This window comes from Thalassotalea euphylliae, assembly GCF_003390375.1.
GTDB lineage: Bacteria > Pseudomonadota > Gammaproteobacteria > Enterobacterales > Alteromonadaceae > Thalassotalea_F > Thalassotalea_F euphylliae_A.
This window is the reverse complement of sequence record NZ_QUOT01000001.1, coordinates 3,843,985-3,869,181: the sequence shown is the minus strand read 5'-3', so window position 1 is coordinate 3,869,181 and position 25,197 is coordinate 3,843,985. Positions and strand designations below refer to the sequence as shown.

The following is a 25,197-nucleotide window of genomic DNA, read 5'->3' as shown; positions in this document are numbered from 1 at the left end:
AATCATAAAGCTAGAGCTGAAGAAAGGGGAAGCTCCTTCCCCTTTCTTCGGGTAAGTTTAAATTTTGCCGTAAGCCAAAGTTAAAGTCGCGGTAGTTGGTTGTGAAATATCATTAGTCGTTGTCGCTATCGCTTACTATTCCAATATGCACTGGCATACAGCTTTTCAGGAGTGTATTGGCAATGATCTGATAAATACGCCTTAAGTTGCCTTACGATACTCACTTCTGCTGCAATAAAAATTGCAGTGTCAGTTAGCTCACATCCAACCGATTGCAACCCCGATAAAAACCTATCAGTTAATTTATTTGGCGTTACTAGCCAGTGAACCTTTATTCCTCTAGGAGCTATTATTTCTTGAATATCTTCACTATCAGGCACCTGTAACCAAGCTTGTCCTTGGGATGACTGAGGCAGTTGCTCCAACGTGGCAGCAATGGCAGGCAGCGCCGTGATATCGCCAAAAAACAAATGCTGATGGGCACCAAAGTCAGTGTGCTTGATGTCGCCTGGGCCTGCGACCCCTAAGAAATCATTTGGTTGTGCGTTGAGTGCCCAGTCTGCCGCTAACCCTTGATGGTCATTAACCGCAAAATCGATGGTCAGTTCTCGCCGTAACGGGTTAAATTGTCGAATAGTATAAGAGCGCATCCATTTTCTCTGATCAGGCGCGGTACTTAGCGTAGGAATTTTGTCTTGTGAGCTCGGATCAGGGAAAATAGCTTTTACATGCGCACTTTCTTTATCTACCGGAAAATCAGCCAGAGATTCACCTGTTAACACAACTCGGCGCATGTGTGGTGATACATCTTGTACCGATGATACCTGCGTCATATATAGATTTGCTGCCATATTTCCTCCGATAGTTACAAATATTAACTCGCTGAAATTTCAGCAAGCCTACTCCTGATCGCCACCAACTCAGTCAGTTGACCATCAAGTTGTGATAAATCTAATTTCAGCTCAGAAAAACTAATTACCTTGCATGCTTGGGCTTAGCAGCTGGTAACTACTGGCTTTTTAGAGAAACCTCACTGACGTTTTGCACGAGCAATAACTTCCTGTTCTACTTCAAAATTAACCATAACAGCAGTGACACTGGCATAGAGCAGTCCAACAGGTAAGGCGTATAAAAAGCTCGTCATGTACAAATCAAAAAACTCATTTATCGACTGGAAGTTTTGAATACTCGCCGTTGTGGTGAGCGCCATTATCGATTCTAAGATTAGCGTCATCACTATACCAATGAGCAAATTACGAAGCATCTCTGGCCATTTGCGAAATACACGCCCAATAAACTGATAAAGCGCTAAAAACATCAAACCGCCTATTGGCAAAACCGTAACGGTGGCAAAAAAGAACGCACGGCTCCAAGCTTCAAAAAAGCCGCGAAGTGTCGATAAATTCACCCAGGTCATAATGGTGATAATGATGGCAATAAGCACCAGCACTGCAGGTAACAGCTTAAACACCTGCTTAACATTCGATTGCATATTTACTCTAATAAAATGGTTACTTGAATGGAAAAACGGCAAAGAATTGAATAAAGTTGACAAGGTCTACTATAATAAAAGTTGGTTGACATTATCAACCAACTTTACAATTTGATGCATTTTGCGCTTAGCAAAAAAATGTGGAATCAACATGGAACTTAGCGACACGCTTTTTGAATTAATACATTCAGTGCGAATGAACATACTAACCAAGGTCAAACAGCTAGACTTTGATTTAACACCAATGCACCTTAAATCGTTGAAAGTTATTAGCAAGATTGATCTGTGTACTGGCCAAAAATTGGCAAACTTTATGGGACGAGATAAAGCCCAGATTAATCGACTAATTAAAGAGTTAGTCACTCAAGGCTTAGTCATTAAAAAAGACCATGCACAGGATAAGAGAAGCCAATTATTGGTTTTAACATCATCTGGACAAGCAATAATGGCTGCATTTAAGCAAGCGGAACAAGAGGTGTTTGAAAAAATGCTGACCGATATTCCTGCCTCACAAATTAGCGCATTTACTGAAATTGCCAGCAAATTAAAAGCAAATTTGGAATAATTGCCTCTAGCACACAAGAGGCAATTGATACCAAGTGAAAGTTCGTGATGTTATTGTTTGGGGAACAAGGTAATACGGTTACGACCGCCTTCTTTTGACTGATAAAGCGCAGCATCTGAGCATTCAATCCACGCTTCGTAGGTGCTGATACCCGGCGTAACTTGTGCAATACCAATGCTGATGGTGTACTTCACATCAATATCATTGTATTTCACCACCGAAGCCTCAACTGTCTTGCGCATACGCTCAGCAAATATGTGGGCATTTTCTAAGGTCGTGTCGGATAACAAAATAGAAAATTCTTCACCGCCATAACGCCCAGACACATCGGTTTCTCGCACTTGTTGACGCACAACATCTGCCAAATGTCGAATCACTTGGTCGCCTACCATATGACCATAGCTGTCATTGATATTTTTGAAATGATCAATATCAATCATGACTAGACAGCTTGGGTTATGGCTGCGAGTCCAACGTTTAAATTCAGCTTCTAAACAACGTTCCCAATGGGTGCGGTTAAACAACTTAGTTAACCCATCAGTTTGACTTAGTATCGCCAGTTCTTGGTTAGCCGCTTCAAGATCTTTCTTATGCACCGCACTGTCGGTTACATCATAAACAATCAAGCACAGGTGACTCACTTTCCCATTGGCAGCCATAAGCGGGATAAAAGTGGTATTCTGGTACATGTAATCAGCTGTACCCGTGATTGGGCGATAGTTTTGAAACTTGAACACATATGGGCGCTGCTCCCAAATGGTAAACGCTTTGTTTTTCAGTAAAAATACCGATTCCGCTTTACGAACAAACCAGTCTTGAGGAATTTCCTCAAACAAGCTAAACAAGTTTTTATCTTTAACCTCGCGTGGCAGTAAACCACTGTGGTTCTCCATAAAACCATTCCAAATCTGGATATTGTACTCACGATCAAGTACCACTAAGCCAACGTCAATGTTGTGCAACATTTCCATCAGCCAATGTAATTCATTTAATTGTGATGCTTCTAACGACATAACTAATCCAGTAAATAGGAAATTTTATTGTTCAAAGTGCGCATTGATTCTTCAGTAAATAGCAACAACAAGTCACATTTTATTGAATAGTTTTCAATGTTGTAGCTAATCTCGATGGCAAGCGTTTGACGCCATTTTGCTGAGTTGGTGGCAATTAAGTCTTTAATATTGCGGTGTTGACCAAGCACTACGGGGTGACCTTGGCTAAACGTCATATCAAGTTGCTCAGAAACACCACTTAAGCAGGCACCAATTAAGGTATTGGCCATGTCCATTAACAGTTCAAGTTCAGCACTTTCATCAATATCTTGGTGATAGTTCATCAAAGATGCGATTTCTTTGAAACTCGAATCATTGAGAATTAATAACGCTTCGCCGCTGACGCCTGCGCCAATAAAACCCTGACATACGCCCGATGTTGTCTCATTAGTGGCAACTGAAGTTAGTGCCATGCGAAGCTCGCTAACTTCAATCAAATTAACATTCGGAATTGGCAAGAGTACAAATACATCGAGTAAGCGCGCCAATAAATCCCCTGCTCTGCCCATGGCAACATTGGCGATTTCTTGATAACAATCTCGTAAATCTGTCGCTAAGGTGATTGGCTGGTATACGCGCTCTTTTACTTCCTGCGCTTTAGGCACAGGCTTGTTGATGGCAGGTAACTCTATTTTATCTTGTCGGCTTTTCGTTGCAGTTTCCTGGTTTACTTTACTCGTAGAAAGCTCTTCGCGAGTAAAAATACCGTAAGACAGTAAGATCTCGGTTAGTTTATCTTTGTTCACAGGCTTTTGAATAAAATCCAGCGCGCCCATACCCGTAACGCGCTGATGCGCTTCTGGCTGAATATCACCGGAAATCACTACGGTAAGCGTTGGTAAATCTTCTTTGACGATGGTTTCAAGGACTTGATACCCATCCATGACTGGCATATTCAGGTCCAGTAGCAGCACATCGCCTTTGCCAGCTTTAATCGCGGCAATCGCTTGTTCGCCATTTTCGGCAAAACTTACATCGACCTCCCAGTCTTCAGGCAGTGAACGTGCTACCTGCTTGCGCGCCATATTTGAGTCGTCGCATATAAGTAATTTGGTTGGCATTATCAGTAAACAACCTCTGACACTTCAATGGATGTGAGAGAGTTAAGCAAAGGCTAAAGCCCCAACTGCACTCTATTGTTATATCGGTAAAATAACCAAGACCAGCCTTATTCATTAGCAATTTAATCAGGACGAAGGTAAGCTTGTATTACATACGATATCTATACGTACACTATATATGAAATTTTCAACTTTACTATTAACTAGTGCATTAAATTTTGCTGTTATTTCCTCTGCTTGCGCTGATTTCTTCACGCAAGACTCTCTGCCGCAAACCGACAATTTAGTGAAAGCAGGCAACAAGTTTGTCACCTTATTAGGCAACCAAGTTAAAGAAGGTCAAAAAGCACCAGACTTTAAAGTGGTAAATGATTCATTTGGGCCAGTATCGTTAAGCGACTTCGCAAACAAGCCGGTGCTTATTTCAGTGGTACCTAGCTTAGATACTGGCGTGTGTTCATTGCAAACTAAACGCTTTAATGAAGAAGTTGCTAATCTACCTGGCAACGTGGTGATGATGACTATTAGCAACGACTTACCTTTTGCACAAAAGCGTTTCTGTAAAACTGAAAACATCGACAAAGTAAAAGTGCTTTCCGACGCAGTATGGCGAGACTTTGGTAGTAAGTACGGTTTGCTAATTAAAGATATGGGGCTGCTAACGCGCGCAATTTTTATTATCGATGAGCAACGTAATATCGCTTACAAAGAACTCGTTGCAAACATTTCTCAGCATCCAAATTACGACAATGCCTTGGCAACCTTAAAAGCACTAAATTCAGCGGAAGCTTCGACATCAACAACTTCGGCTACTGAAGATGGCGCTGTCGCGGGTCACTAGACTTTTCGATACTTTAGAGCTGTTCGTTGCTTTCGAGCTTTTCGTTACTTTACATTTTTTAAAAGAGCCGACTGGCTCTTTTTTGTTTCTGAACGTTCAAAAAACAATCCATATATTCAAACATTTAAAAACAAATAAAAAATTAATTTAAAATTTTTTAAGTTTTTTCCTTGAATCTATTTTCATCAACCACATATAGAAATTGTAGTCGCCTGATAGGGACTACATCACATTAACCGCCCGTTCATTATGAAGGGCACGCTTAATGAATTTAGCTTTATCTTGCAATGCAAGAAATGGCAACAATCGCGACAAACACAGCATTTAAGTGTCACTTTAGTGAGCTTTAACTAACTTTTATTAGCCAATGATGCTAGCTAGTCGGACTGCCTGCCACAGCCAAATTTTATTAAGTATTAACATATTGCTAAACAAATATAGGATATGACGATTATGCGTACATCTACAGATTTCAGCCCACTATACCGTTCATTCATTGGTTTTGATCACTTAGCTAGCCTAATGGATAAAGCCGCACGCAACGAGAAACAGCCTTCTTACCCGCCATACAACATTGAATCACTTGCGGAAGATAAGTACCGCATTACCATGGCCGTTGCAGGGTTTGCAGAAGAAGAGCTTGATATTGAATCAAAGCAAAATCACTTAATTATTACTGGCACAAAAGCCAATGCAGCTGACAAAGCTGAACGAAAATTCTTACATCAAGGCATTGCCGAACGTAACTTCGAGCGTAAGTTCCAACTCGGTGACCACGTGAAAGTCGTCGGTGCCTTTATGGAAAACGGTTTACTACACGTTGACTTAGAAAGAGAAATCCCAGAGGCCCTAAAGCCAAGAAAAATTGCTATTAATGGCAAAAGTTTATTAGAGGGTAATACCGAATAAACTTTTCAACGACATGTTTTCCCTGTTTTAGTTTTTGCCCGGTATAGTTACCGGGCTTTTTTTGTCGTTTTCATACCAATTGAATTAATTATGGCGCAGGAAAAAGGTTCATAAACAAGGCGTTATTTTTGGTAACTAGTTGTTCTAATCTCAAAAATAACAACGCAGTTAATGAGCATTTTAACCAGCTAGAATGATCAATTATTTATTGAAATTGGTATCACTAGGCTTTATTCAGCACTTTGCGACGCACTTTTTGCTTGAGTCAATGCCGACTCAAACTGAGTAAATAAGTCTTGATAATGTGCCGAGCCCCTCACTTGTTCAACCTTGCTATAATGGCGCCCGGCCTCATCAAGCTGACCTTGTGCTAAGGCAATTTCTGCTCGTCGGAAATTAATTAAGGTGTGATCGTTATCGCCAAATTTACCTAACTGTTCGGTCTGTAACAGAAAATCTAACGCCATAGGATAGTTTTCAGCCATTTGATAGGCACGAGCAACATTGTAAAGTGTTATCGCTACTTGACTGTCATTGCCTGTTAACCTTGCCCACTTCAACGCTGAAAGACGATAGTCTACATGCTCATCAAGTTTATTGAGCCGATATGCAAAATGCCCTAAATTTCCAAATAATTCGCTTTGAAAACGTGGCATATGTCGGTTTTCATATTTGGCAACCAGCGGCAGCAACATGTCATAGCCGCGCTGATATTCCTTTTGTTGATTTAAGCTATTGGCAATTTGCACCACGATCATCGGATTGCGATTCACTTCACTGACTTGTTCAAGTAACTCAATCGCGTTGCGCATATACTGATTAGCGATATCTTTATCGCTAGCTGGTGAGGTTTTAGCGGTATAAATTAGCACGCTGATTTTAAACTTCAGCGGAATATCGTCTCGAGCAATCCAAGGTTTAAGCTCAGTTACCAATAGCTCTAAGCGCTCTAACTCAAATAAGGCGTCAAGTTGATAATTCTTATATTGAAACCAGCGACGGCTTTCATTGGGTTCTAGTCTCAACAATTGTTCGATATGAATTAAACATTGCTGCGGCGATTGTGCACAAACCGCATGAATATCAGTATCAGGACGAAGAGTGCTAGCCTGAGCAGCGGAAGCTCCCTTAGCCATGATCACACAGGTCAATAAAGTCGCGAGTAACCCGATAATTGATCTGGTTGCTTTAGCAAGCCCACTCACTAGCCTTAATTGAGCACCTTGAGTAAGCTTGCGACATGACACTCGAAAATGGTGTGAACTAATGATTCTCAGCATGTTGTTGAATAAAGTCAGCAATGATAGGTAATACTAACTTACCATGGCTAACTGGCGCCATATGTCCGGCTTCAACTTCTACACTTTTTACATTTGGTAGGCTGCCAATAATGGTTTCAGCTAAGCTATGACTTAATTGCGGGCTGTATTTACCGGTTAAAAATAAAGTCGGCGCTTTAATTTCAGCAACATTAGCAAGAGAATAGCTCGCCGAAATTAACCCTTTAAAGTCGAGCGTCACTTTAGCCATGTCATTCGCCATTAGGGCTTGCATCTTATCCGGCAATGATTGAAAAAAGCCTTTCATATTCCAAAAATCAGTAAATACTTCTGCCGCTTTAAACTTATCTTCAATATCAACGCGATTGGCAAATTCATCAGCGACATTACGCAGCTCACTACCTGCCGGTAATAAATTAAATGCTACTGGCTCAAAAAGTGACAAGCTAAGCACGCGCTGTGGTGCCTCAACCGCCAATTTAAGTGCTATCGCACCACCACAAGAATGACCAACTAAGTGATAACTGCCATTGCCAATAACCGCAGCCAGTGCTTGTTTGATGCGAGCAATTTCAACATCGAAGCTATAGTTTTCCGGGTCACTCACACGGTCGGCACCACCATAGCCCAAAATATCAACGTTGATGCAAGTAAAGTGATTCTCCAGCTGTTTGACCAGCGGTAGCCATTGACGGGAAGAGCTCAGCGAGCTGTGCAAAAATACGATGGCAGGGCCCGTGCCCGAAACATAAATCCCTTTTGCTATTCCCTTGGTTGTAGCCCTTTGTTTAACATCAGGTTCAACATAACTTTTCGAATCAGACAACGTATTTGCTGACATAAATACTCCACCAATCTAACAGGGTGTCAAATAAAAGATTGCTTATTATGAGAATCTCTACTCGATTGTCAAAAATAATTATTACGATACGTGGTTAGTCTTGGATTTCGCTATTAATACTCGAGTCTAAACAATAACTCTGCTAAGTCAGGCTGCCATTGGAATTCTTTCAGTTTGATGCGTGAACCGATCACTACCACTTGTTCATCTTGTAGGTGCTGTTTTTGCCGCTCAAATGACTCAGAGCCGACAGGAAAAGAGATTTTCCCTGCTGAATTTATCACGCGAAACCAAGGCACAGGCTGGCCTTGGTAACCTTCTTTTGGGACAAAGCCCAATGACTTTCCAACGAGTCGAGCACGCCCCGGTAACCCTGCTAAATCAGCAATTTGTCCATAACTGGCAACCTTACCTGCAGGGATCATCTGTACCGTGCGCCAAATTTTAAAGTAGCTTTCTTTCATTAAGTAACTAGGTCTATTTCGCTGTAACTGGGGTAAATACCAATTTCAATAAATACTTGATCATTCTAGCTGGTTAAAATGCTCATTAACTGCGTTGTTATTTTTGAAATTAGAACAACTAGTTAACAACAAATAACGCCTTGTTAATTAACCTTTTTCCTGCGCCATAATTGATCAACTAATTAATTCAATTGGTATAACTCGACACGTTTTAATATTACCAAGGTAATTGTTGGCCATTTGAATGTCTAAACTGGCCGCTAGTCGCTAGCGTTAATTCGTCCACCAATCCAATAATGCGGCTTGCCGACTCGTTTGCAGAAATATCACCACGGCCGCCAACCATATCGGTTTGTACATAGCCTGGGTGATAAATACCAACAGTAATTTCTTGCTCTGCTAAATCATGGCTAAGCGACACAGCAGCAATATTTAAGGCCGCTTTTGACATGCGATAGCCAAAGCGACCACCTGAAGTGTTGTCGGCAATTGACCCCATGCGCGAGGTGATCATTGCCACTTTAGCGCCCGCACCAAGGTTTGCTTGCAATGCGTGAACCACGCGAAGCGGAGCTAAGGTGTTAACCTCAAACTGTTCACGCATGGTATCAAGGTTAAAGTTGGCTAAATTCTCGTCTCGTAAAATACCGGCATTACACACCAGTACATCAATTGCTTGACCTGTTAGCGCTTGTGCCATTGTCGCCAAGCCGCTTTCCTCGGTTACATCAACGCCTTCTACTACAGTTACGCCTAACGCATCAAGTGCAGGAGAGCTTTGGCGACAAACGGCATAAACGCTGTCGCCACGCTCACTAAAAATTGATGCCATCGCCAAGCCAATGCCGCGATTAGCGCCAGTAATTACGATTGTTTTTGCCATTTGAATAACTCTCTTTTGTACGTGCTTTTACGTTGTCTTTATTTTGTACTGCCTATCTGTTGACCAATACTTAATAGCAGTGTCATTATGTGGAGTAATGGTATTATTTTTGACAGTATAGAGTGTAACACCAGTGAATAAAATGGACTTATCCTGCCTAACCCCTGCCAATTTATCGTTTCGCACTGAGCGTTTATCCATACGCGTTATGAATCAACACGATTTACAATATTTCAGTGCGATACAAACAGATCCTGAGTTGATGACTTTTATTGGCGATGTGCTTGAACCAGAAGCTTTTGAAACTAAATTTCAAGCGAGAAATACGTGTTTTAACGATCATAGCCAATGGTTCACTTTGTTAATATTTGATCGCGCTAGCAGCGCATTTTGCGGTAGCGTCGGCTTCTTACTTGAAAACATTGATGCGATGCGCGTTGAAATTGGCTACTTACTGCTAAGTGAACAGCAAGGCAAAGGCATTCTTACCGAAGCCGCGAAGCCGATGATGGACTTTATTTTTACATCTTTAGGGGCAAGAAAAATATTCGCCAAATGCGCCATTGAAAACACGCCGAGCTGGAAAGTAATGGAAAGGTTATCATTAAAGCGTGAGGGCTGCTTAGCATCGGATTTTTGTGTTGGCGACACATGGTTTGATAGTTACTACTACGGCTTAATCAACCCGAGTTTGGCTTGATCACAAGCAGTGATATTTAAACCTCTTATATTTTAGACATTAGCATCTAGACAAGCGGTTTACACAAAACGGTAAGAATCCAGTAAAGCTCATAGAGCAAACTACAAATCCAAAACAAATATCAGGGAAGAACCATGACCAAGGTATTAGCACAACTCAATATTGCGACCGCACTCGCACCGCTTGATAGCCCACAACTTGCCGATTTTGTCGATAATCTCGATCGCATCAATGGTGTTGCCGAGCAGTCGCCCGGTTTTATCTGGCGATTAAAAGACGACACTGGCAATGCCACCGATATTCAAGCGTTTGACAACCCTCAAACCATCGTCAATATGTCAGTGTGGCAAGATGCCGACGTCTTAAAAAACTTTATGTTTAAAACAGATCACCTGAGCTTTATGAAACGAAAAGCACAGTGGTTTGAAAAATCATCGCAAGCCACTTATGTGCTTTGGTGGGTTGAGGCAGAGCACAGGCCAACAATTGCAGAGGCTGTAGCAAAGCTAGAGTACCTTCGCGTACACGGTGAAACTCAAGCAGCCTTTAGCTTTAAGCAGCTTTTTCCTGCAGTATGAGCCAGCTGCAATAGTTTGAGATTAGACAAATAACAGGTATTAAACCTCAACAACGCAAATAACAATTATTTTCATTTATGTAAAAGTTCGCTATAGTCTAGCTTTATTAACAGCATTACTCGAAAGCAGACCTTTAATGAAAAAATTAGCCCTTGGTTTATCACTAGCCGCTAGCTTAATTTCAACAGTAGCAAACGCGCACGCACATAAAACTGATCACTGGGATAGCTACCAGCATCTTGCCAAAGAGATCGCTGCAAGTGTAGATAGCGCACCAATCGCCGAATTAGCAAAAAAAAGTGCTGAACTAACTACCTTATCGACAAAGTTGTTACCTGTATTCGTTGCCAAACAACCGATTTGTAAAGATTACTTAGGTGCAGCCTTGGCCGCAGCCAACGACATGATGACGCTTTCTTTGGACGAAATAGAACGCGATTACCACGCTGACGGTAAATTACCTGCGGTAAAATCAGCGGCTTGTTACCACGCTAAAGACTTATTAGTGCACCCAGCAACTATGGCTGTGATTGCCAAAACTTCGAACGATTCAACAGACACACGTAAACAAATTGAGCATGAGCTTGAAGAAGTACTAGAGCACTTTAGCCAAGTAAAACAAGCGGCAGGTCTTTAGGCATCAAATAAACGAATAAAGATAAAAGGCAGTTTTGTACTTGTGACTGACTGCCTAAATCTTAGTTGTATTAGCTCAGACTTAAACTGACATCAATCAAACCCTTTCTCATAATTTTTCGGTGGCGGTGTCCAGCCACGCTCAGCGCCATCGTGTTTATCCATACGATCACGCTGCATTGCCTGTTTAATGCTTTCTTCCATTTGCATAAACAGTTTGCGGTAGTTAGGATCAAATTTCTGCCCTTCACTGCCACCTAGCCATTGCTGATAAAGCTGATTAGAAGCAGCGGCTTCAGTTTGACAAAACGCGTATTTCTTCTGCTCTGTTTCAAATGGATGAAAACCTAGCTCAGTCATCGCTTCTGCGCCTAGCTCTAGTGCTGAAAAATAAGTTTCGTTAACCGTATAGTCAGCCCCAGCTTGCAACAACTCATAGTTATGGCCTTTATCAAAAGCGCGGGCGAGAATTTTTACCTTAGGGTAAGTGTGTTTCACATATTTGATGAGCTCAATCGCTTGTTCACGATTATCAATCGCGACAATTAATAATTTGGCGTTTTCTATGCCTGCGGTGTGCAGTAAATCAGGTCGCGTTGCATCGCCAAAGTAGCTTTGAATTTCTATTTTTCTCAGGTTTTCCACTTGTGACGCTTCGTGATCCAGCACCACAGTTTTAACGCCGTTAGCGACCAGTAAACGATTAACAATCTGTCCAAAACGGCCAATACCGGCAATAATCACACTTGCTGAGTGACCAATATCGTCATAAGACTGATTACTGGTATCCGCCTGATAGCGCGGCATAATCACATGTTCAAACAAGATAAATAACACAGGCGTTAGGAACATCGACAAGGCCACAACCAGTTGTAAAATAGTCGCTACATCGGTTGGGATCACATGCTGTTGCACCGAGAAGCTAAGTAAAACAAAGCCAAACTCCCCTGCTTGGGCAAGGCTTAATGAAAACAGCCAGCGATTGCTATTTTTAATGCGAAACATCACGGCTAAGCCCCAAAGCACAGACGCCTTAACCACAATAACCGCTAAAGTCAGCAAGCCAATAACTAGGGCTTGATTAGCTAATATCTCGAAGTTGATGCCTGCCCCAACCGTAATAAAAAACAGGCCAAGCAACAAACCTTTAAACGGCTCAATATTACTTTCTAATTCATGGCGAAACTCACTGTTGGCAAGTACCACGCCAGCTAAAAAAGTGCCGAGCGCTGGCGATAAGCCAACTAAACTCATTAATGCTGCAATACCAACAACAAGCAGCAATGCCGTGGCGACAAATATCTCGCGCAAACCTGAACTTGCTACATAGTGAAACAAAGGACGAGAGAGGAAATGACCGAGTACAATCACCCCGCCAATACTGGCTAGAATAGCAATGGCATAAGCCCATGTTGGCAAATGCGCGACTAAATTTAGCTGCTCATGATGCTCTGCGCTGCTTTGCAGCCCCTCTGCCGCCGCGACTAAATCAGGTAGAGCCAGCATCGGAATAAAAGCGAGCATAGGAATGACCGCAATATCTTGCATCAATAATACGGAAAACGCATTGCGCCCTCCCTCTGTATTCGATAACCCTTTTTCGTTAAAGGTTTGCAGTACGATAGCGGTTGAAGAAAGTGAGAAAATTAAGCCTATAGCTAGCGCCACAGACCAAGGCTGCTCAAACAACAAGGCAATACAAGCAACTAAACCTGTCGAGATAACCACTTGCAGACCACCTAGCCCGAATAAACGATTACGCATTTGCCACAGCATGCTAGGGGCAAGTTCAAGCCCGACAAGAAATAGCATCATCACCACGCCAAATTCAGCAAAGTGTTGAATAGTTGCTGTTTCTTGCCCCACTAAATGCGTTACAGGGCCAATAATCACCCCTGCAATTAAATAACCCAGTACCGAGCCTAAGCCGAGTTTTTTAGCAATAGGTACAGCAATCACCGCAGCAGCTAGATAAATAAATGCCTGTAAGAAATATTCGGTCATAATTTAGCGCTCGTTAAACGGCCATGCTGGCCAAATTAGGCAATGCGGGTAAAGCATCATTGATGGTGGTCAGTTCGGCCACTTTGTCATCATTGATTAATTCAAACGATAGGGCTTCAAGTAACTTGCGCCAGTTAGCAAGGTGTTGTTGGCGCTGACATTCGGTTGAACGGCTAGAAAATATTGCAAACGGTGGTAAGTAACGCATCCCGGTTAACCTAGCAGTTTGTTCTAATGGCTGTAGTAACTCACGGACAGTAAAGTGGTTATAGCCATCTGCCCGATAAGCTTGTTCTGCACCGCCCGCACTTAATGCACAAATAAGAGTTTTACCATGCAATGCCGTACCATCCGGACCGTAGGCAAAATTATATTCGAGCACCAGATCTTGCCATTCTTTTAACAATGAGGGCGTGGAATACCAATAAAATGGAAACTGAAAAATCACGATATCGTGATCAACTAATCGCTGTTGCTCACGATTAATATTGATATGGTGGCGTGGGTATTCGCTGTAAAGATCAACGCAAGTAACAAAATCAAGCGATTTTGCCAATTCGAACATAGGTAAGTTTACTTCCGAGCGCTTCTGCGAAGGATGAGCAAACAGTAATAAGATTTTTTTACGCACTTGGTTAGCAGACATAATATTTTGATTTTTCTAGTTATAGTAGAAGCTCTCTCACATCATTTTTTAAGTGTAGCCAAGCTTTTCTATGCTGTCGTTTAAACGCCAGGATTAAGCTTGGCCACAGAGTACTAATGTACGCTAACAGAAGACCTGCAAAGTGCGATGCGAAAGGCTCGCTTTTTTACGAACCCAGCCGTTTATCTAATTTAGTAATTTATCCAGTTCGGCAACTAAAGATAAACATTTAAGTTCATCCAGCGCATCAGGATGTGGGTTGGCAAAGCGTTCATTATCGTTATCAAAGTACTGACCGTTAGCTTGATTAAATTCATCACTCAGTGCGGCGCGCATTAAAATATCGGCACCTAAGCTCAAGTCACCACCTGCAACACCATAAGCCTCTTTAACCATTTTACTGCCTAGGAAAGACTTAGGGTTGATTGAAACATAAAGCGGCTCGTTATCAGTGCGCTTGGCAGCAAGTGCATTGGTCCACATAGTGATCGCTAACTTACTTTGTGCGTAGGCGGCATTATCGGTCAAAGCGCTACCGCTTAGCATACCTTGTACATTAACCGGCGCTTGCGCGGCAGAAGATAGGTTCACCACACGACCATCTTCATTCATCAATGGCAACAATAGTTTAGTTAACAAGTAGGGTGAAAACGTGTTAACGACAAAACGAATATCAAAGCCGTCAGCCGTCATGGTTTCGGGAGTATGGAAAACACCAGCATTGTTGATCAGCACATCGATGCTGGTGTGTTCAGCGTTGATTCTTGCAGCCATCTCAGCGACATCGCTTAACTTTGATAAATCGGCTTGATAGCTGCTAACACTACCACCACTTTTTCCATCAACAGCAAGTGATTCAAGCTGTGCTGTTATTGCTGCCAGTTTCTCGGCGCTGCGACCATGAATTAGTACGTGATGGCCTTGCTCAGCCAGCATAGTTGCGGTTACTTGGCCAATGCCATCAGTTGCACCAGTAATAAAAATGGTCTTTTTCATCATCTCTATCCTATTTTTAGGTCAGTTTTGGGCAGTGTCGTGAGGGGTAAATAAAACTGGCTGATACTTTATTTACTTTATAAAGCCTTGAGAACAGTCAATAGAATAGAATCTGTTTTTATTTTTTGTTAAGAATAGGTGTGTTTTTCAGAGGAATATTTCGAGTATAAGGTTTTTGCTAGGTTATGAACGACTGCGGTAACAGTCATTGGCCGCTTCAACCACAATAGCATGGCGCTCAGCCAAACGCTGGTGGTTTTTATCATAGCCACCACCAATTACCGTCGCGACGGGAATGCCGCGAGCTAAACAAGCATCAATCACATAATGATCACGCTGGTAAATACCTTGCCAGCTAATATCGAGCCGACCTAGGGCATCGTTTTGCCAAACATCAACACCTGCATCGTAAAGCACTAAATCTGGCTTTTGCTCTGCAATCAATTGTTCAAAGGTATCGCGCACCACGCTGAGGTAAGCTTGGTCATCTAGGCCGATAGCTAGACCCACATCTAAATCACTGGCTGACTTTCGAAACGGAAAGTTCTTTTCACAATGAATCGAGCAGGTAAAGGCATTGGGTTCATTCGCGAGAATGCTGGCAGTTCCATCTCCTTGGTGTACATCTAAATCAAATATTAAAATACGCTCGACAGCTTTTTCTGCCAGCAAGGTTTTAGCAGTGTAGGCAAGATCATTGACCATGCAAAAACCTGAACCAAAATCGTAATGGGCATGATGCGTGCCGCCCGCTAGGTGGCATGCTAGGCCAGTTTTTAGGGCGACTCGAGCGGTCAATAAAGTACCATTAGGTGCTGTTAAGGTACGAGTAATCAGCCCTTGGCTCCAAGGTAAGCCGATGCGCCGCCACGCCTTTTCATCTAGTCCGTTATCACAAAGCCCTTGCAAATATTGCTGAGCATGGGCAATGGTGAGATCATCCACACTCGCTTGTTTGGGGCGGATAATATTAGATTTGGCGATACCGGATTTGACTAAGTACTGATGTAACCGAGCAAACTTTGACATCACAAAGCGGTGCTCGGTCGGAAAATCACACGAATAGTTATCGTGATAAATAAGGGGTAGCAATACGGTTACTCGGTAGGCTCTTGGCTAGCTTAACACTCTAGTCCGATAAGGTTGACGCGTATGCTTGCGCTTTCGCTAAGTCTTCAGATGTGTCGACACCTTCAACTGGGGTGCGGCTTTGCGCTACCGCCACGTGAATTTTTTCACCTTGCCATAGTACGCGCAGCTGCTCTAATGACTCGATTTTTTCTAAATCGCTTGCTGGCCAACTAACATAATCAGTGATAAAGCCGGCACGATAAGCATAAATACCAATATGGCGCAGGTAAAAATCACCGATTTCAGCTGGCAATTCGTTCGCGGCTTCTGAGTCTGCACTGGTTGCCAAAAAACGCTCACGATCATATGGGATAGTGGCGCGGCTAAAATAAAGCGCATAGCCATCTTTATCGGTTAACACTTTAACTGCGTTTGGATTAAATGCTTCTTCAACATCGTGAATATGCACAGCTAAAGTTGCCATGCGTGCGGCTAATTGTTTCCCCGAAGGCTGAGAAGCAAGGTTTTCAGCCACTTGTGCAATATTCTCAGCGGGAATAAACGGTTCATCCCCTTGCACGTTCACAATCACTTGCTCTGGTGGGAATTGATATTGCTCAACCACTTCCGCTAGGCGCTCGGTACCTGACTGATGGTCGGCACGCGTGCGACAAACTTCACCGCCAAAGCCTTCCACTACCTTAGCCACTTCATCGTTATCAGTAGCGATAATCACCTTGTCTGCGCCACTAGCTTGCGCCTTTTCGGCAACCCATTGGATCATCGGTTTACCAGCGATATCAGCCAATACTTTACCCGGTAAGCGTGATGATTCGTAACGAGCAGGAATAATAACGACAAATGACATATGTAATCTCTAATTTATTAGCTTGAGGGTGATAGTTAACAGCAGTATTGCGCTAGCTATCAGTTGACTCTAGGCGGCGTGCTTCATTTTCCAGTAATACCGGAATATCGTTTTCTATAGGGTAAGCCACACGGTCAAACTTACAAATAAGCTCGTTGTTTTCTTTGTCTAGGGTCAGCTTGCCTTTGCAAATTGGGCAAGCAAGGATTTCCATTAATTTAATATCAAAAGCCATAATATTCTCTTAAATTTTAATACGTTATTTTTCTAATAAGCGCTTAAGTTGCAGCTGTAAAAACTCTGCACTCGTCGGCTCAAAACTGGCATTAACGGCCAAATACCACCAATTATCTTGTGCAAAGGCTTGGCATTTGACTGCATCTTTTTCTGTCATCACCAAAGGCAAAGAAGTTGATAGCGCATTTAATTCCTGAGCACTAAATGCATGATGGTCAGCAAAGCCCTGCACTTTATTTAACGTAAGTTTACACTGCTTAAGGGTGGTAAAAAAGCGAGCTGGATCGCCAATCGCCGCTATTGCATTTACTTTCGAATGTATTTGAATAAACTCATCAACACCAAGGGCCTGACCTGTCGCCAAATTGATAAACTGACTGGGTGCTAAAGCCATCTCTAATACTGGGGTTTTAGGCCTTGAAGATCCAAATGCTCGTTGCTGGCTAGCGTTAGCGTCGGACTTGCCATTAACAATGATAAAATCAACCGCGTCTAAACGCCACTTACCTTCACGAAGCGGTCCTGCTGGTAACAATAAGCCATTGCCAAATTGACGTTTGCCATCAACCACAATCACTTCCGCGTTACGCTGCATTTTGTAATGCTGTAAGCCATCGTCAGCAAGCACCAACTGACAACCCTGCTCTGCCAATAACGCGATAGATGCAATGCGATCTGAGCCAACGGCAATAGGCACGCTAGTGCGGTCAAAAATCATCTGGGGCTCATCACCTGCTTCAGCCGCCGTGCTGTGCTCGTCAACTAAATAAGGGTAATGTGGCGCTTTACCGCCATAGCCTCTGCTGACAATACCCACGTTAATGCCAAGCAGTTGGCATTGCTCAATAAGGTACAGTGTTAGTGGCGTTTTACCATTGCCACCAATACCAATATTACCAATCACCATTACCGGCAACGCAGGCTTAGTAGATGATTTAATGCCTAGTCGATAAAACACGCGACGAAGCGAGGTTATCAACCAGAACAAAGCTGATAACGGCAATAATAGCGGTACTAAAGCCCATTTAACGGGGTGACGGTAGAACCAGACTTTTTCAATTAAGCGCATAAAACTTAGCCTGCCTTATTAGCCATTGTTATCTTTGCTTAGGCATAAGCCCAAGGCAAAGCACAAGTAAAAGGAAAAGGAAAAGGCAGACATAAAAACATATCAATTGGGTGAATTTCGCTATTGTAACGACAATCAAACGCCTAACCAACTGATAAACCTTTAATCGCTTACAAGTAATAACATCTCCCCTAATTATTAAACCAATAGGGTGAAATATCGGCTCGATAAGTGCTGACTTGCCAGCCTTTTTGTTCATAGCCGGATGTAGCCGACATAGAGAACTTAACCATGCCATCATGCGCTGTAGAAAAAACTTGCGTATTGGTATCTTGATAACGGGCAACAACTTGTTGGCTAGGCATTTTCCATTGATTTAAATACCCTGCGCTAAACACCACTGCCTTGGCATTAAGATGCTTGATAAAGTCTTTGGACGAAGAAGACTTAGACCCGTGATGAGGCGCTACCACAATATCAGAAGCCAAGCCTAAACCGGATGTGTCTCGAATAAGTTGGCGCTCTACTTTCTTAGTAATATCACCTGTGAGTAATACCGAGGCCTTACCGTCCGAAATGCGAACAACACAAGAGTCATCATTATGCTCTGCGGCTCTCTTTTCCGGCCATAACATAGTGAGTGAGAGCCCTTGCCAATCAAGCGTTTGGCCTTGCTGACAAGGGTGCGTTTTGGTTGCTACTATAAAAGGTAACTCGCCGTTAAATATAAGCTTCGCGTCTGGATATGCAGTTACTACTTGTGGCGCGCCCGCAGCATGATCGCTATCGTCATGGCTGACAATGAAATAATCCAAAGTGAGTCCATGGTATTTGAGATAAGGCAGAACAGCTTGGTCAGCCAAGTTCCAGCCACTGGGGTAAGCGTTGCCAGTGTCGTATAAAATTGCCTTATCGCCTTTGCTGATAACAATTGCCAGTCCCTGCCCAACGTCTAGAACCGTCACCTGCCAATCGCGATTTGACGAAGGCACATAACCAGATAACAGCACAATTGCACCCAGTGCCACACTCGTGGGTAGAATAGCGCTGCTTTTCGAGCTACTTTTCCCTTGAACACTATTGCGCCAATAGCCGCTGCTCGCCCGTTGAAACCTAAATACAGCGAGCAATGTTCCAATTAAAACAAGTACACAAATTACTAACGTCTGCTTACTAGATAAACTAAGCGAAGCACTTGGGATATGAGATAACCATTGCAAAAACAACCAAAGCCACTCCAATACTGCGTTGGCAATATTTGCTACTAAGCTAAATAGTGGTTCGCCGAACGCTAGCAGCAACATAGCAATAAACAATAAAGGCATAACAACAAGGCCAACAATCGGGAGAGCCACGCTATTGGCAAGCACGCTTATTGTCGATATTTGCCCAAACAACAGTGCTGTTACTGGCATTAGCAAGATAACAATTCCTATCTGGATGAGCATAAAACCCGCAATGTTTTTAACGACTTTGGGGTATCTTCGCGGCACTTTGCCAAGCCAAAAACCAAAGCGCCAATAAACTAACATAATGGCCGCAACCGCAAGATAAGAAAGCCAAAAACTAACGCTGTAAACACTCGAAGGGATCAAAATAATCGTCACTACAACACTTAACAAAATAAGCCGTGTTGGTGAAAGACGTATCGGTAACAGCGGGCTGATTACAAACAGCAGAAAAAAGATTAATGCGCGTACGGTAGGAAGTGAAAAGCCAGCAAGGTAACAGTAAAATACGGTAACAAGCGTGCTAAAAGAGAGTAAAAAAAACTGTGAATTACGCTGGGTCACTACCTGCCTACCTCGTGCTGAGAGCAAGTAAAACGGAATAACTCTTATCAATATTTTTGCGAAACCATAAGCAATTGCGACAACTAAGCCGACGTGCAGACCTGAAATGGCAACAAGGTGCTGAGTCCCTGTTGCTTGCAGCACTTGCCATGTTTGCTCATCAAACAGTGATCGTTCGCCAAACAGCAAGGCTAAAACTAACGGCTGTTGGCTTAAGCCTTGGGTAAGTGATTTAACGCGCTGATATAACTGTTCTCGCACTGACTTACCAATACTATGATCAACACTATAATGCGCGACACCTGCGAACTGACTTGACTGCTTAGTTAAAGCTCTAGTCGCTTCGAACTTTTTTAATACAATATAGCCTGTTGCGTGAATGCCATTAGCTCTTAGCCAGCGCTGGTAGTTAAAGCCCCCTTGGTTCGCTAGGCCATGAGCGGGTTTAAATTTAATTTTGGTATTAAGTACATCGCCTTGATGCAAAGCAATTGGCAGATTATCGAAACGATATTTAGTGCTTTTATTTCCATCGTCATGATATTGGGCTTGACTGTTTTTGTGGCTTTGGCTTTGGCTTTGAAATGTATAATTTTTAGGAAAGTATCGATTATTTATCGACAGTCTTACTTTTATTGGCCTAGCCAATGGTTGTTGTTCAAGCTTTTTAATTAAGCCAGTAAAGCGCAGCCCTGTTTGGGTTGCTACTGGGATATCTGTAATTTCAATCAATGCTTGATGTTGTTGCCGAAAAAACTGCTCAGAATTTATCTCGTTATCACGCCAAATACTATTGTAAGCATCTCCATGATTTAACACCCAAAGGGCACCAAAACACAGGCATGCAAATACTCGCCATTGCTTAAACAGCACGCCGATGATGATTACAAATATCAACAAACATTCATAAAAAAGCGCTGGCACTTTTGGGGGCAAAAGTGACAAAATAGCACCCACGATGAAGCCGAGTAGCCACCTATCCATAGTGGTTAATCAAAAAATCCTTTAGTTGTAGTAAGTTATGCCCAAAAAAGTCATTAAACGTATCATGCCTGACCATCATACGATTAAGTCCAACAAACACTTAAAAATTTTTGGTGACCTCTTACACAATGCTAACTTGTGGCACTTAAACAGGCGTAGCGTCGCAAAAGCCTTTGCTGTTGGATTATTTTTTGCGTTTATTCCCGTGCCCTTTCAAATGCTATTGGCAGCAGGTACAGCCATTATAGTACATTCCAATTTACCGCTATCCATTGGCTTAGTGTGGATCACGAATCCACTGACCATGCCGGCGATATTCTACGGCTGTTATATTGTTGGTACTTGGGTTGTCGGCGCACAAGAGCAAGCATTTAACTTTGAAGCCTCGTGGCAATGGGTTGTTGATAGTTTGCAAACCATTGGGCCTGCATTTTTAGTCGGCTGTGGTGTGTTAGCCGTTGCCTTTGCTGTTATTGGCTATTTTGGTATTCAATTATTGTGGCGTTATTCCGTGACTAAAGAGTGGAGAAAACGGGCACAACGTTAGAAAGCTTTCTCTCGCGCTATACTCAGCAATCAAACTAAACCAATTTAAATTCCATAAAAGAAAAAGCCGTTAATCAAATAACTGATTAACGGCTTTTTCTTTTGTGAAGTTGTAATTGGTACAAACTACGCTTGCCCAAGCACTTGTGCAGGGTCTATTTTTGCCGCCTGCCACGCAGGATAAAGGGTTGCCAGTACACTTAACACCATTGCAACTCCGGCAGTTAAATACACTTCGTTAAGATTAAGTGCCGTTGGTAAGTAGTTTACAAAGTAAACATCCCCTGAGAGAAATTTAGTGCCAAACAATTGCTCCAAACCAGAAACAATATCAGTTAAATAAAGCGCTAAATAACTACCAATTAATGCACCAGACAAAGCGCCAATAACGCCATTGCTCATGCCTTGCATGACAAACACTGTCATGATCTGGCGGTGATTAGCACCCATGGTTTTTAAAATGGCGATATCGCCCTGCTTTTCTTTTACGACCATGATCAAAGTCGACACAATGTTAAAGCTGGCAACCGCGATAACCAACACCATGACAATAAACATCACAGTGCGCACTAATTGTATATCGTTAAACAAGTGTCCTTGCGTGTACGTCCAATCGTAGATGTAAACATAGTGATTGAATCGATACGCTAGATCACGGGCAATATTATTCGCGGCAAACACATCAGTTACTTTAATGCGTAAACCATGCACTGTGTCGCTATCATAGCCTTGCACTTTGGCGGCGGCTGCATGCGGCAAATACGCTAGCGTATCGTCAATCGTACCGCCAAAAAGAAATATCGCTTTTACTTCTACGTTAAGTCTTTTTGGTGCGCTAAAACGTTGTCGATTACTTTGCTCACCCGCCTGTTGCGGTAATAACACCTGTAGCTTGTCGCCAACTTTAACGCCCAGACGTTTTGCAACACCAGCACCTAGTACTATCGGCGTGCCTGAACGTTTGCTATCTGAGCCAGCTAGCGCGTCTGCTCCTTGATGTGCAAACCACTTCCCATCAACAATATAGTCGCCTATATCGCTTACTAAAGTCTCTAGCTGCGCATCAACTCCGCGCACTTCCACGGCTTTCAATGCCGCCTTATACTGCAGCATTCCAGTTAATTTAATGACAGGCGCAACTGCAATTACTTCTGGATGCGTTTGCATTTGCTGAGCACCTTGCTGCCAGCGTTTTATCGGTTCATTAACCGAAATTAACTCGGCATGCGGCACAATTGACAACAACTTTTCAGCAAGTACTTTCTCAAAGCCATTCATAGCGGAAAGCACCATGATCAATACTGCCACGCCAATGGCAATACCTATGGTAGAAGCGGCAGAAATAAATTTGGCAAAGCCTTTACCACGACGGCTGCGAATATAACGCAAGCCAACAAATAAACTCAGTGGCTGAAACAACGAACTATCCTCTAAAATCCATGTTAAATGCTGCTAGCCTATTTGGCTTGCTTGCTCTACTGGCGCAACCAATGAAGCAAGTTTGCCGTGGTCTAAGCGCAATTGCCTGTCCATTTTTGCGGCCAATGACAGATCGTGAGTAACAATCACAAAGCTAATGCCTAGTGAAGCGTTTAACGATTTTATCAGCTCAAAAATTTGCTGCGCCGTATCAAAATCTAGATTACCCGTTGGCTCATCAGCAAGCACCAAGGCAGGCTCTGTCACTAAAGCTCGCGCAATTGCAACGCGCTGACGTTCGCCACCAGAAAGCTGCGATGGGCGATGACTTAGACGATGTTCTAAACCCACTTTTACTAGCATTGCCTTGGCTTTGTCTTGCGCCGTTTTGGCAGACTCGCCAGCAATCAACAAAGGCATCGCGACATTTTCAAGGGCGCTAAACTCCATCATCAAATGATGAAACTGGTAGATAAAGCCGATGTGCTGATTGCGAAATTTTGCCTTTTGCTTATCGGTTAATGAGAAAATATCAGTGCCCTGAATCATCACCTGCCCGCTGCTTGGTGAATCCAGTGCACCAGCTAAATGCAAAAACGTGCTTTTACCACAACCAGAGCTGCCGACAATCGCCAGTAGCTCGCCGCGTTTTACATCAAGCTCTAGTCCAGACAAAACCGCAGTGCTCTCGCCTCCCTCTTGATAGGTCTTCGACAGGTTTAAACATTGCAGAACACTACTCATTTCGTAACACCTCAGCTGGAAGAGTTTGACTGGCACGATAGGCCGGATAAAGGGTGGCGATAAAACTCATGATAAAAGCGCCAATAACAATAATACCGACGTCTTGCCAAGCAAGTACGATAGGCAATGTTTGACTGACATAACCCGCGCCAAAAATATTAATGCCGAACACTGCCAGCATAGGATTTAACACCACAGTTAATAGCAAACCTAGCGCAGTACCCAGCACTACCCCCCAGGCACCATTAACCATACCTTGGGTAATAAATACTTGAATAATACCCGACTTATCCATTCCCATAGTTTGTAAGATACTGATCTCACCCTGTTTGTCGTTAACCACCATAACCAGCGCAGAAACAATATTAAATGCGGCCACTGCGACAATGAGTCCTAACATTAGCCACATCATATTTTTTTCCATCTTAACGGCGGAAAACAAGGTGCCTTGGCTTTGCTGCCAAGTGGTTAATTCAAGGTTAGGCCACTTTGCTTGCAGCTTAGGCGTTACCAACGAGACATCAAACGCGTCATGCAAGTAAACCCTGAGCAGTTGCTCGTCGCCACTTCGCTTACGCATAATTTTTCGTGCGTCGCTGTGGTGTAAATAAACCACAGTATCATCAACTTGTGAGCCCAAGTTAAACACACCAGCAATGGTAAAGTTACGCTGCATTGGCACGCGTCCCATCGGCGTGAACATAGTACGACTCGGCAATATTAAACGCATTTTATCGCCAATGGTGACATTGAGCTGGCGCGCCAACGCTTGACCAATCACCAGTTGGTATTTACTGGGTGCTAAATCAGCCAAGTTACCCGCTATCATGTGTGACGCGATAATCGAGTCTTGCTCTAAACTTGGGTTGATACCTTGAATCAAAATGCCTGACATACCGGTTGCCGACTGCACAAGAGCTTCGGTTTCCTCGAGTGGGGTTACTCTAGCAACCTCGGGCAATGCCAACAAATCTTGGCGAATACTCTCGTCGTTTAGCTGCGTTTCAACTGTGATATGTGGCACGAGCCCAAGTACGCGGGTTTTCAACTCATTTTCAAAGCCATTCATTACAGAAACGACGGTGATTAACGAAGCGACACCCAAAAGGATGCCCGCGATGGAGAAAAAGGTAATAAAAGATACAAAGCCTGTGCGACTTCTACTTTGGCTGTATCTTAGGCCAATAAACCAATTAACAGGCTGGAACATATAATTTTTTTGTGTCCATTTTATTTGTCTTCTTAGTATGTCGACGTTTGGTAAGTAACAAAATGAGTAAACTCAATACCAATTGGTAATAAGTTATTTGGTGCAGAGCATATCATACTGCTTCAAAGCAGCCTACCTAGCGACATTTAACCCTAATCGTGAGTGACAAATTACTCGAAAAAGTTCAATAAATATTGAATACTAATCCCTATCAGCGATAACTCACACCGCGCACAAGCACCATGCAATGCTAAAAAGCAGGGCTTTGAATGTTGTTAGGTCAGCACCAGTTCGCGCAGTAAGGTAAA

At 42.9% G+C, this 25,197-nt stretch carries 26 protein-coding genes; 7 read left to right on the top strand and 19 right to left on the bottom strand.

Going from position 1 to position 25,197, the window contains the following annotated elements; genetic code table 11:
- Nucleotides 1-125 precede the first annotated feature (125 nt).
- Both DXX94_RS16955 and DXX94_RS16950 read right to left on the bottom strand, forming a co-directional pair.
- Nucleotides 126-851, bottom strand: coding sequence for a siderophore-interacting protein (locus tag DXX94_RS16955; RefSeq protein ID WP_116017711.1), 726 nt, complete (start codon nucleotides 849-851; stop codon nucleotides 126-128).
- Between the two features lie 179 nt (nucleotides 852-1,030).
- Nucleotides 1,031-1,492 (bottom strand): hypothetical protein, encoded by a 462-nt coding sequence (locus DXX94_RS16950; RefSeq protein ID WP_116017709.1) that lies wholly within the window; start codon nucleotides 1,490-1,492, stop codon nucleotides 1,031-1,033.
- Nucleotides 1,493-1,643: 151 nt separating this feature from the next.
- On the opposite strand from DXX94_RS16950, the gene DXX94_RS16945 reads away from it, so the two are divergent.
- Entirely contained in the window at nucleotides 1,644-2,057 is a 414-nt protein-coding gene (locus DXX94_RS16945; protein WP_116017707.1) for a MarR family winged helix-turn-helix transcriptional regulator, read from the top strand.
- Nucleotides 2,058-2,107: 50 nt separating this feature from the next.
- On the opposite strand, the gene DXX94_RS16940 is transcribed toward DXX94_RS16945, so the two are convergent.
- Nucleotides 2,108-3,070, bottom strand: a complete 963-nt coding sequence (locus DXX94_RS16940; RefSeq protein WP_116017705.1) for a sensor domain-containing diguanylate cyclase — start codon at nucleotides 3,068-3,070, stop codon at nucleotides 2,108-2,110.
- A 2-nt stretch (nucleotides 3,071-3,072) separates the two neighbouring features.
- Nucleotides 3,073-4,170: a response regulator gene (locus DXX94_RS16935; protein ID WP_116017703.1), complete on the bottom strand. Its 1,098-nt coding sequence runs from the start codon at nucleotides 4,168-4,170 to the stop codon at nucleotides 3,073-3,075.
- A 178-nt stretch (nucleotides 4,171-4,348) separates the two neighbouring features.
- Here DXX94_RS16935 and tpx point away from each other — a divergent pair, with 178 nt between their 5' ends.
- Both tpx and DXX94_RS16925 read left to right on the top strand, forming a co-directional pair.
- On the top strand, nucleotides 4,349-5,011 hold the full coding sequence (tpx, locus tag DXX94_RS16930) for a thiol peroxidase (protein WP_116017701.1): 663 nt from the start codon (nucleotides 4,349-4,351) through the stop codon (nucleotides 5,009-5,011).
- Between the two features lie 453 nt (nucleotides 5,012-5,464).
- A complete protein-coding gene (locus DXX94_RS16925) occupies nucleotides 5,465-5,920 on the top strand; it encodes an Hsp20 family protein (RefSeq protein WP_116002434.1) in 456 nt (151 codons plus the stop codon).
- A 230-nt stretch (nucleotides 5,921-6,150) separates the two neighbouring features.
- Here DXX94_RS16925 and DXX94_RS16920 read toward each other — a convergent pair whose 3' ends face one another.
- The 4 genes from DXX94_RS16920 to DXX94_RS16905 all read right to left on the bottom strand — a co-directional run bounded on the left by DXX94_RS16920 (nucleotide 6,151) and on the right by DXX94_RS16905 (nucleotide 9,388).
- Nucleotides 6,151-7,167, bottom strand: a complete 1,017-nt coding sequence (locus tag DXX94_RS16920) for a tetratricopeptide repeat protein (RefSeq protein WP_181901578.1) — start codon at nucleotides 7,165-7,167, stop codon at nucleotides 6,151-6,153.
- A gap of 16 nt (nucleotides 7,168-7,183) precedes the next feature.
- Nucleotides 7,184-8,041, bottom strand: coding sequence for an alpha/beta fold hydrolase (locus tag DXX94_RS16915; protein WP_116017697.1), 858 nt, complete (start codon nucleotides 8,039-8,041; stop codon nucleotides 7,184-7,186).
- A gap of 113 nt (nucleotides 8,042-8,154) precedes the next feature.
- Nucleotides 8,155-8,505: an MGMT family protein gene (locus tag DXX94_RS16910; protein ID WP_116017695.1), complete on the bottom strand. Its 351-nt coding sequence runs from the start codon at nucleotides 8,503-8,505 to the stop codon at nucleotides 8,155-8,157.
- A gap of 217 nt (nucleotides 8,506-8,722) precedes the next feature.
- Nucleotides 8,723-9,388: an SDR family oxidoreductase gene (locus tag DXX94_RS16905; RefSeq protein ID WP_116017693.1), complete on the bottom strand. Its 666-nt coding sequence runs from the start codon at nucleotides 9,386-9,388 to the stop codon at nucleotides 8,723-8,725.
- Between the two features lie 142 nt (nucleotides 9,389-9,530).
- Here DXX94_RS16905 and DXX94_RS16900 point away from each other — a divergent pair, with 142 nt between their 5' ends.
- The 3 genes from DXX94_RS16900 (at nucleotide 9,531) to DXX94_RS16890 (ending at nucleotide 11,303) form a co-directional block, all read left to right on the top strand.
- Nucleotides 9,531-10,088, top strand: coding sequence for a GNAT family N-acetyltransferase (locus DXX94_RS16900; RefSeq protein WP_116017691.1), 558 nt, complete (start codon nucleotides 9,531-9,533; stop codon nucleotides 10,086-10,088).
- A gap of 134 nt (nucleotides 10,089-10,222) precedes the next feature.
- Entirely contained in the window at nucleotides 10,223-10,666 is a 444-nt protein-coding gene (locus tag DXX94_RS16895; RefSeq protein WP_116017689.1) for a DUF3291 domain-containing protein, read from the top strand.
- Between the two features lie 136 nt (nucleotides 10,667-10,802).
- Nucleotides 10,803-11,303 carry a hypothetical protein gene (locus DXX94_RS16890; RefSeq protein ID WP_116017687.1) on the top strand — a complete coding sequence of 167 codons (501 nt, stop codon included), beginning with the start codon at nucleotides 10,803-10,805 and terminating at the stop codon, nucleotides 11,301-11,303.
- A 92-nt stretch (nucleotides 11,304-11,395) separates the two neighbouring features.
- Here the strand turns inward: DXX94_RS16890 and DXX94_RS16885 are convergent, their stop codons facing one another.
- The 8 genes from DXX94_RS16885 to DXX94_RS16850 all read right to left on the bottom strand — a co-directional run bounded on the left by DXX94_RS16885 (nucleotide 11,396) and on the right by DXX94_RS16850 (nucleotide 20,931).
- A complete protein-coding gene (locus tag DXX94_RS16885) occupies nucleotides 11,396-13,306 on the bottom strand; it encodes a monovalent cation:proton antiporter-2 (CPA2) family protein (RefSeq protein ID WP_116017685.1) in 1,911 nt (636 codons plus the stop codon).
- Nucleotides 13,307-13,319: 13 nt separating this feature from the next.
- On the bottom strand, nucleotides 13,320-13,952 hold the full coding sequence (locus DXX94_RS16880) for an NAD(P)H-dependent oxidoreductase (protein ID WP_116017683.1): 633 nt from the start codon (nucleotides 13,950-13,952) through the stop codon (nucleotides 13,320-13,322).
- 186 nt (nucleotides 13,953-14,138) lie between these two features.
- Complete coding sequence (locus DXX94_RS16875; protein ID WP_116017681.1) at nucleotides 14,139-14,948, bottom strand: SDR family NAD(P)-dependent oxidoreductase; 810 nt, start codon at nucleotides 14,946-14,948, stop codon at nucleotides 14,139-14,141.
- A 183-nt stretch (nucleotides 14,949-15,131) separates the two neighbouring features.
- Nucleotides 15,132-15,977 (bottom strand): histone deacetylase family protein, encoded by an 846-nt coding sequence (locus DXX94_RS16870; protein ID WP_116017679.1) that lies wholly within the window; start codon nucleotides 15,975-15,977, stop codon nucleotides 15,132-15,134.
- A gap of 100 nt (nucleotides 15,978-16,077) precedes the next feature.
- Nucleotides 16,078-16,887: a 3-deoxy-manno-octulosonate cytidylyltransferase gene (kdsB, locus tag DXX94_RS16865; protein ID WP_116017677.1), complete on the bottom strand. Its 810-nt coding sequence runs from the start codon at nucleotides 16,885-16,887 to the stop codon at nucleotides 16,078-16,080.
- 52 nt (nucleotides 16,888-16,939) lie between these two features.
- A complete protein-coding gene (locus DXX94_RS16860) occupies nucleotides 16,940-17,122 on the bottom strand; it encodes a Trm112 family protein (RefSeq protein WP_116000941.1) in 183 nt (60 codons plus the stop codon).
- A 24-nt stretch (nucleotides 17,123-17,146) separates the two neighbouring features.
- Nucleotides 17,147-18,193: a tetraacyldisaccharide 4'-kinase gene (lpxK, locus tag DXX94_RS16855; protein WP_116017675.1), complete on the bottom strand. Its 1,047-nt coding sequence runs from the start codon at nucleotides 18,191-18,193 to the stop codon at nucleotides 17,147-17,149.
- A 191-nt stretch (nucleotides 18,194-18,384) separates the two neighbouring features.
- Nucleotides 18,385-20,931, bottom strand: a complete 2,547-nt coding sequence (locus DXX94_RS16850; protein ID WP_181901577.1) for a DNA internalization-related competence protein ComEC/Rec2 — start codon at nucleotides 20,929-20,931, stop codon at nucleotides 18,385-18,387.
- A gap of 76 nt (nucleotides 20,932-21,007) precedes the next feature.
- Here DXX94_RS16850 and DXX94_RS16845 point away from each other — a divergent pair, with 76 nt between their 5' ends.
- Complete coding sequence (locus DXX94_RS16845) at nucleotides 21,008-21,517, top strand: DUF2062 domain-containing protein (RefSeq protein ID WP_116017671.1); 510 nt, start codon at nucleotides 21,008-21,010, stop codon at nucleotides 21,515-21,517.
- Nucleotides 21,518-21,642: 125 nt separating this feature from the next.
- Here DXX94_RS16845 and lolE read toward each other — a convergent pair whose 3' ends face one another.
- Genes lolE through DXX94_RS16830 form a run of 3 tightly spaced genes read right to left on the bottom strand, consistent with a single transcriptional unit; the run spans nucleotide 21,643 to nucleotide 24,889 of the window.
- A complete protein-coding gene (lolE, locus tag DXX94_RS16840; protein WP_116017669.1) occupies nucleotides 21,643-22,935 on the bottom strand; it encodes a lipoprotein-releasing ABC transporter permease subunit LolE in 1,293 nt (430 codons plus the stop codon).
- 33 nt (nucleotides 22,936-22,968) lie between these two features.
- A complete protein-coding gene (gene lolD, locus DXX94_RS16835; protein WP_116017667.1) occupies nucleotides 22,969-23,679 on the bottom strand; it encodes a lipoprotein-releasing ABC transporter ATP-binding protein LolD in 711 nt (236 codons plus the stop codon).
- Entirely contained in the window at nucleotides 23,672-24,889 is a 1,218-nt protein-coding gene (locus DXX94_RS16830) for a lipoprotein-releasing ABC transporter permease subunit (RefSeq protein WP_116017665.1), read from the bottom strand. The genes lolD and DXX94_RS16830 overlap by 8 nt, the downstream gene beginning before the upstream one ends.
- Nucleotides 24,890-25,197: the final 308 nt, after the last annotated feature.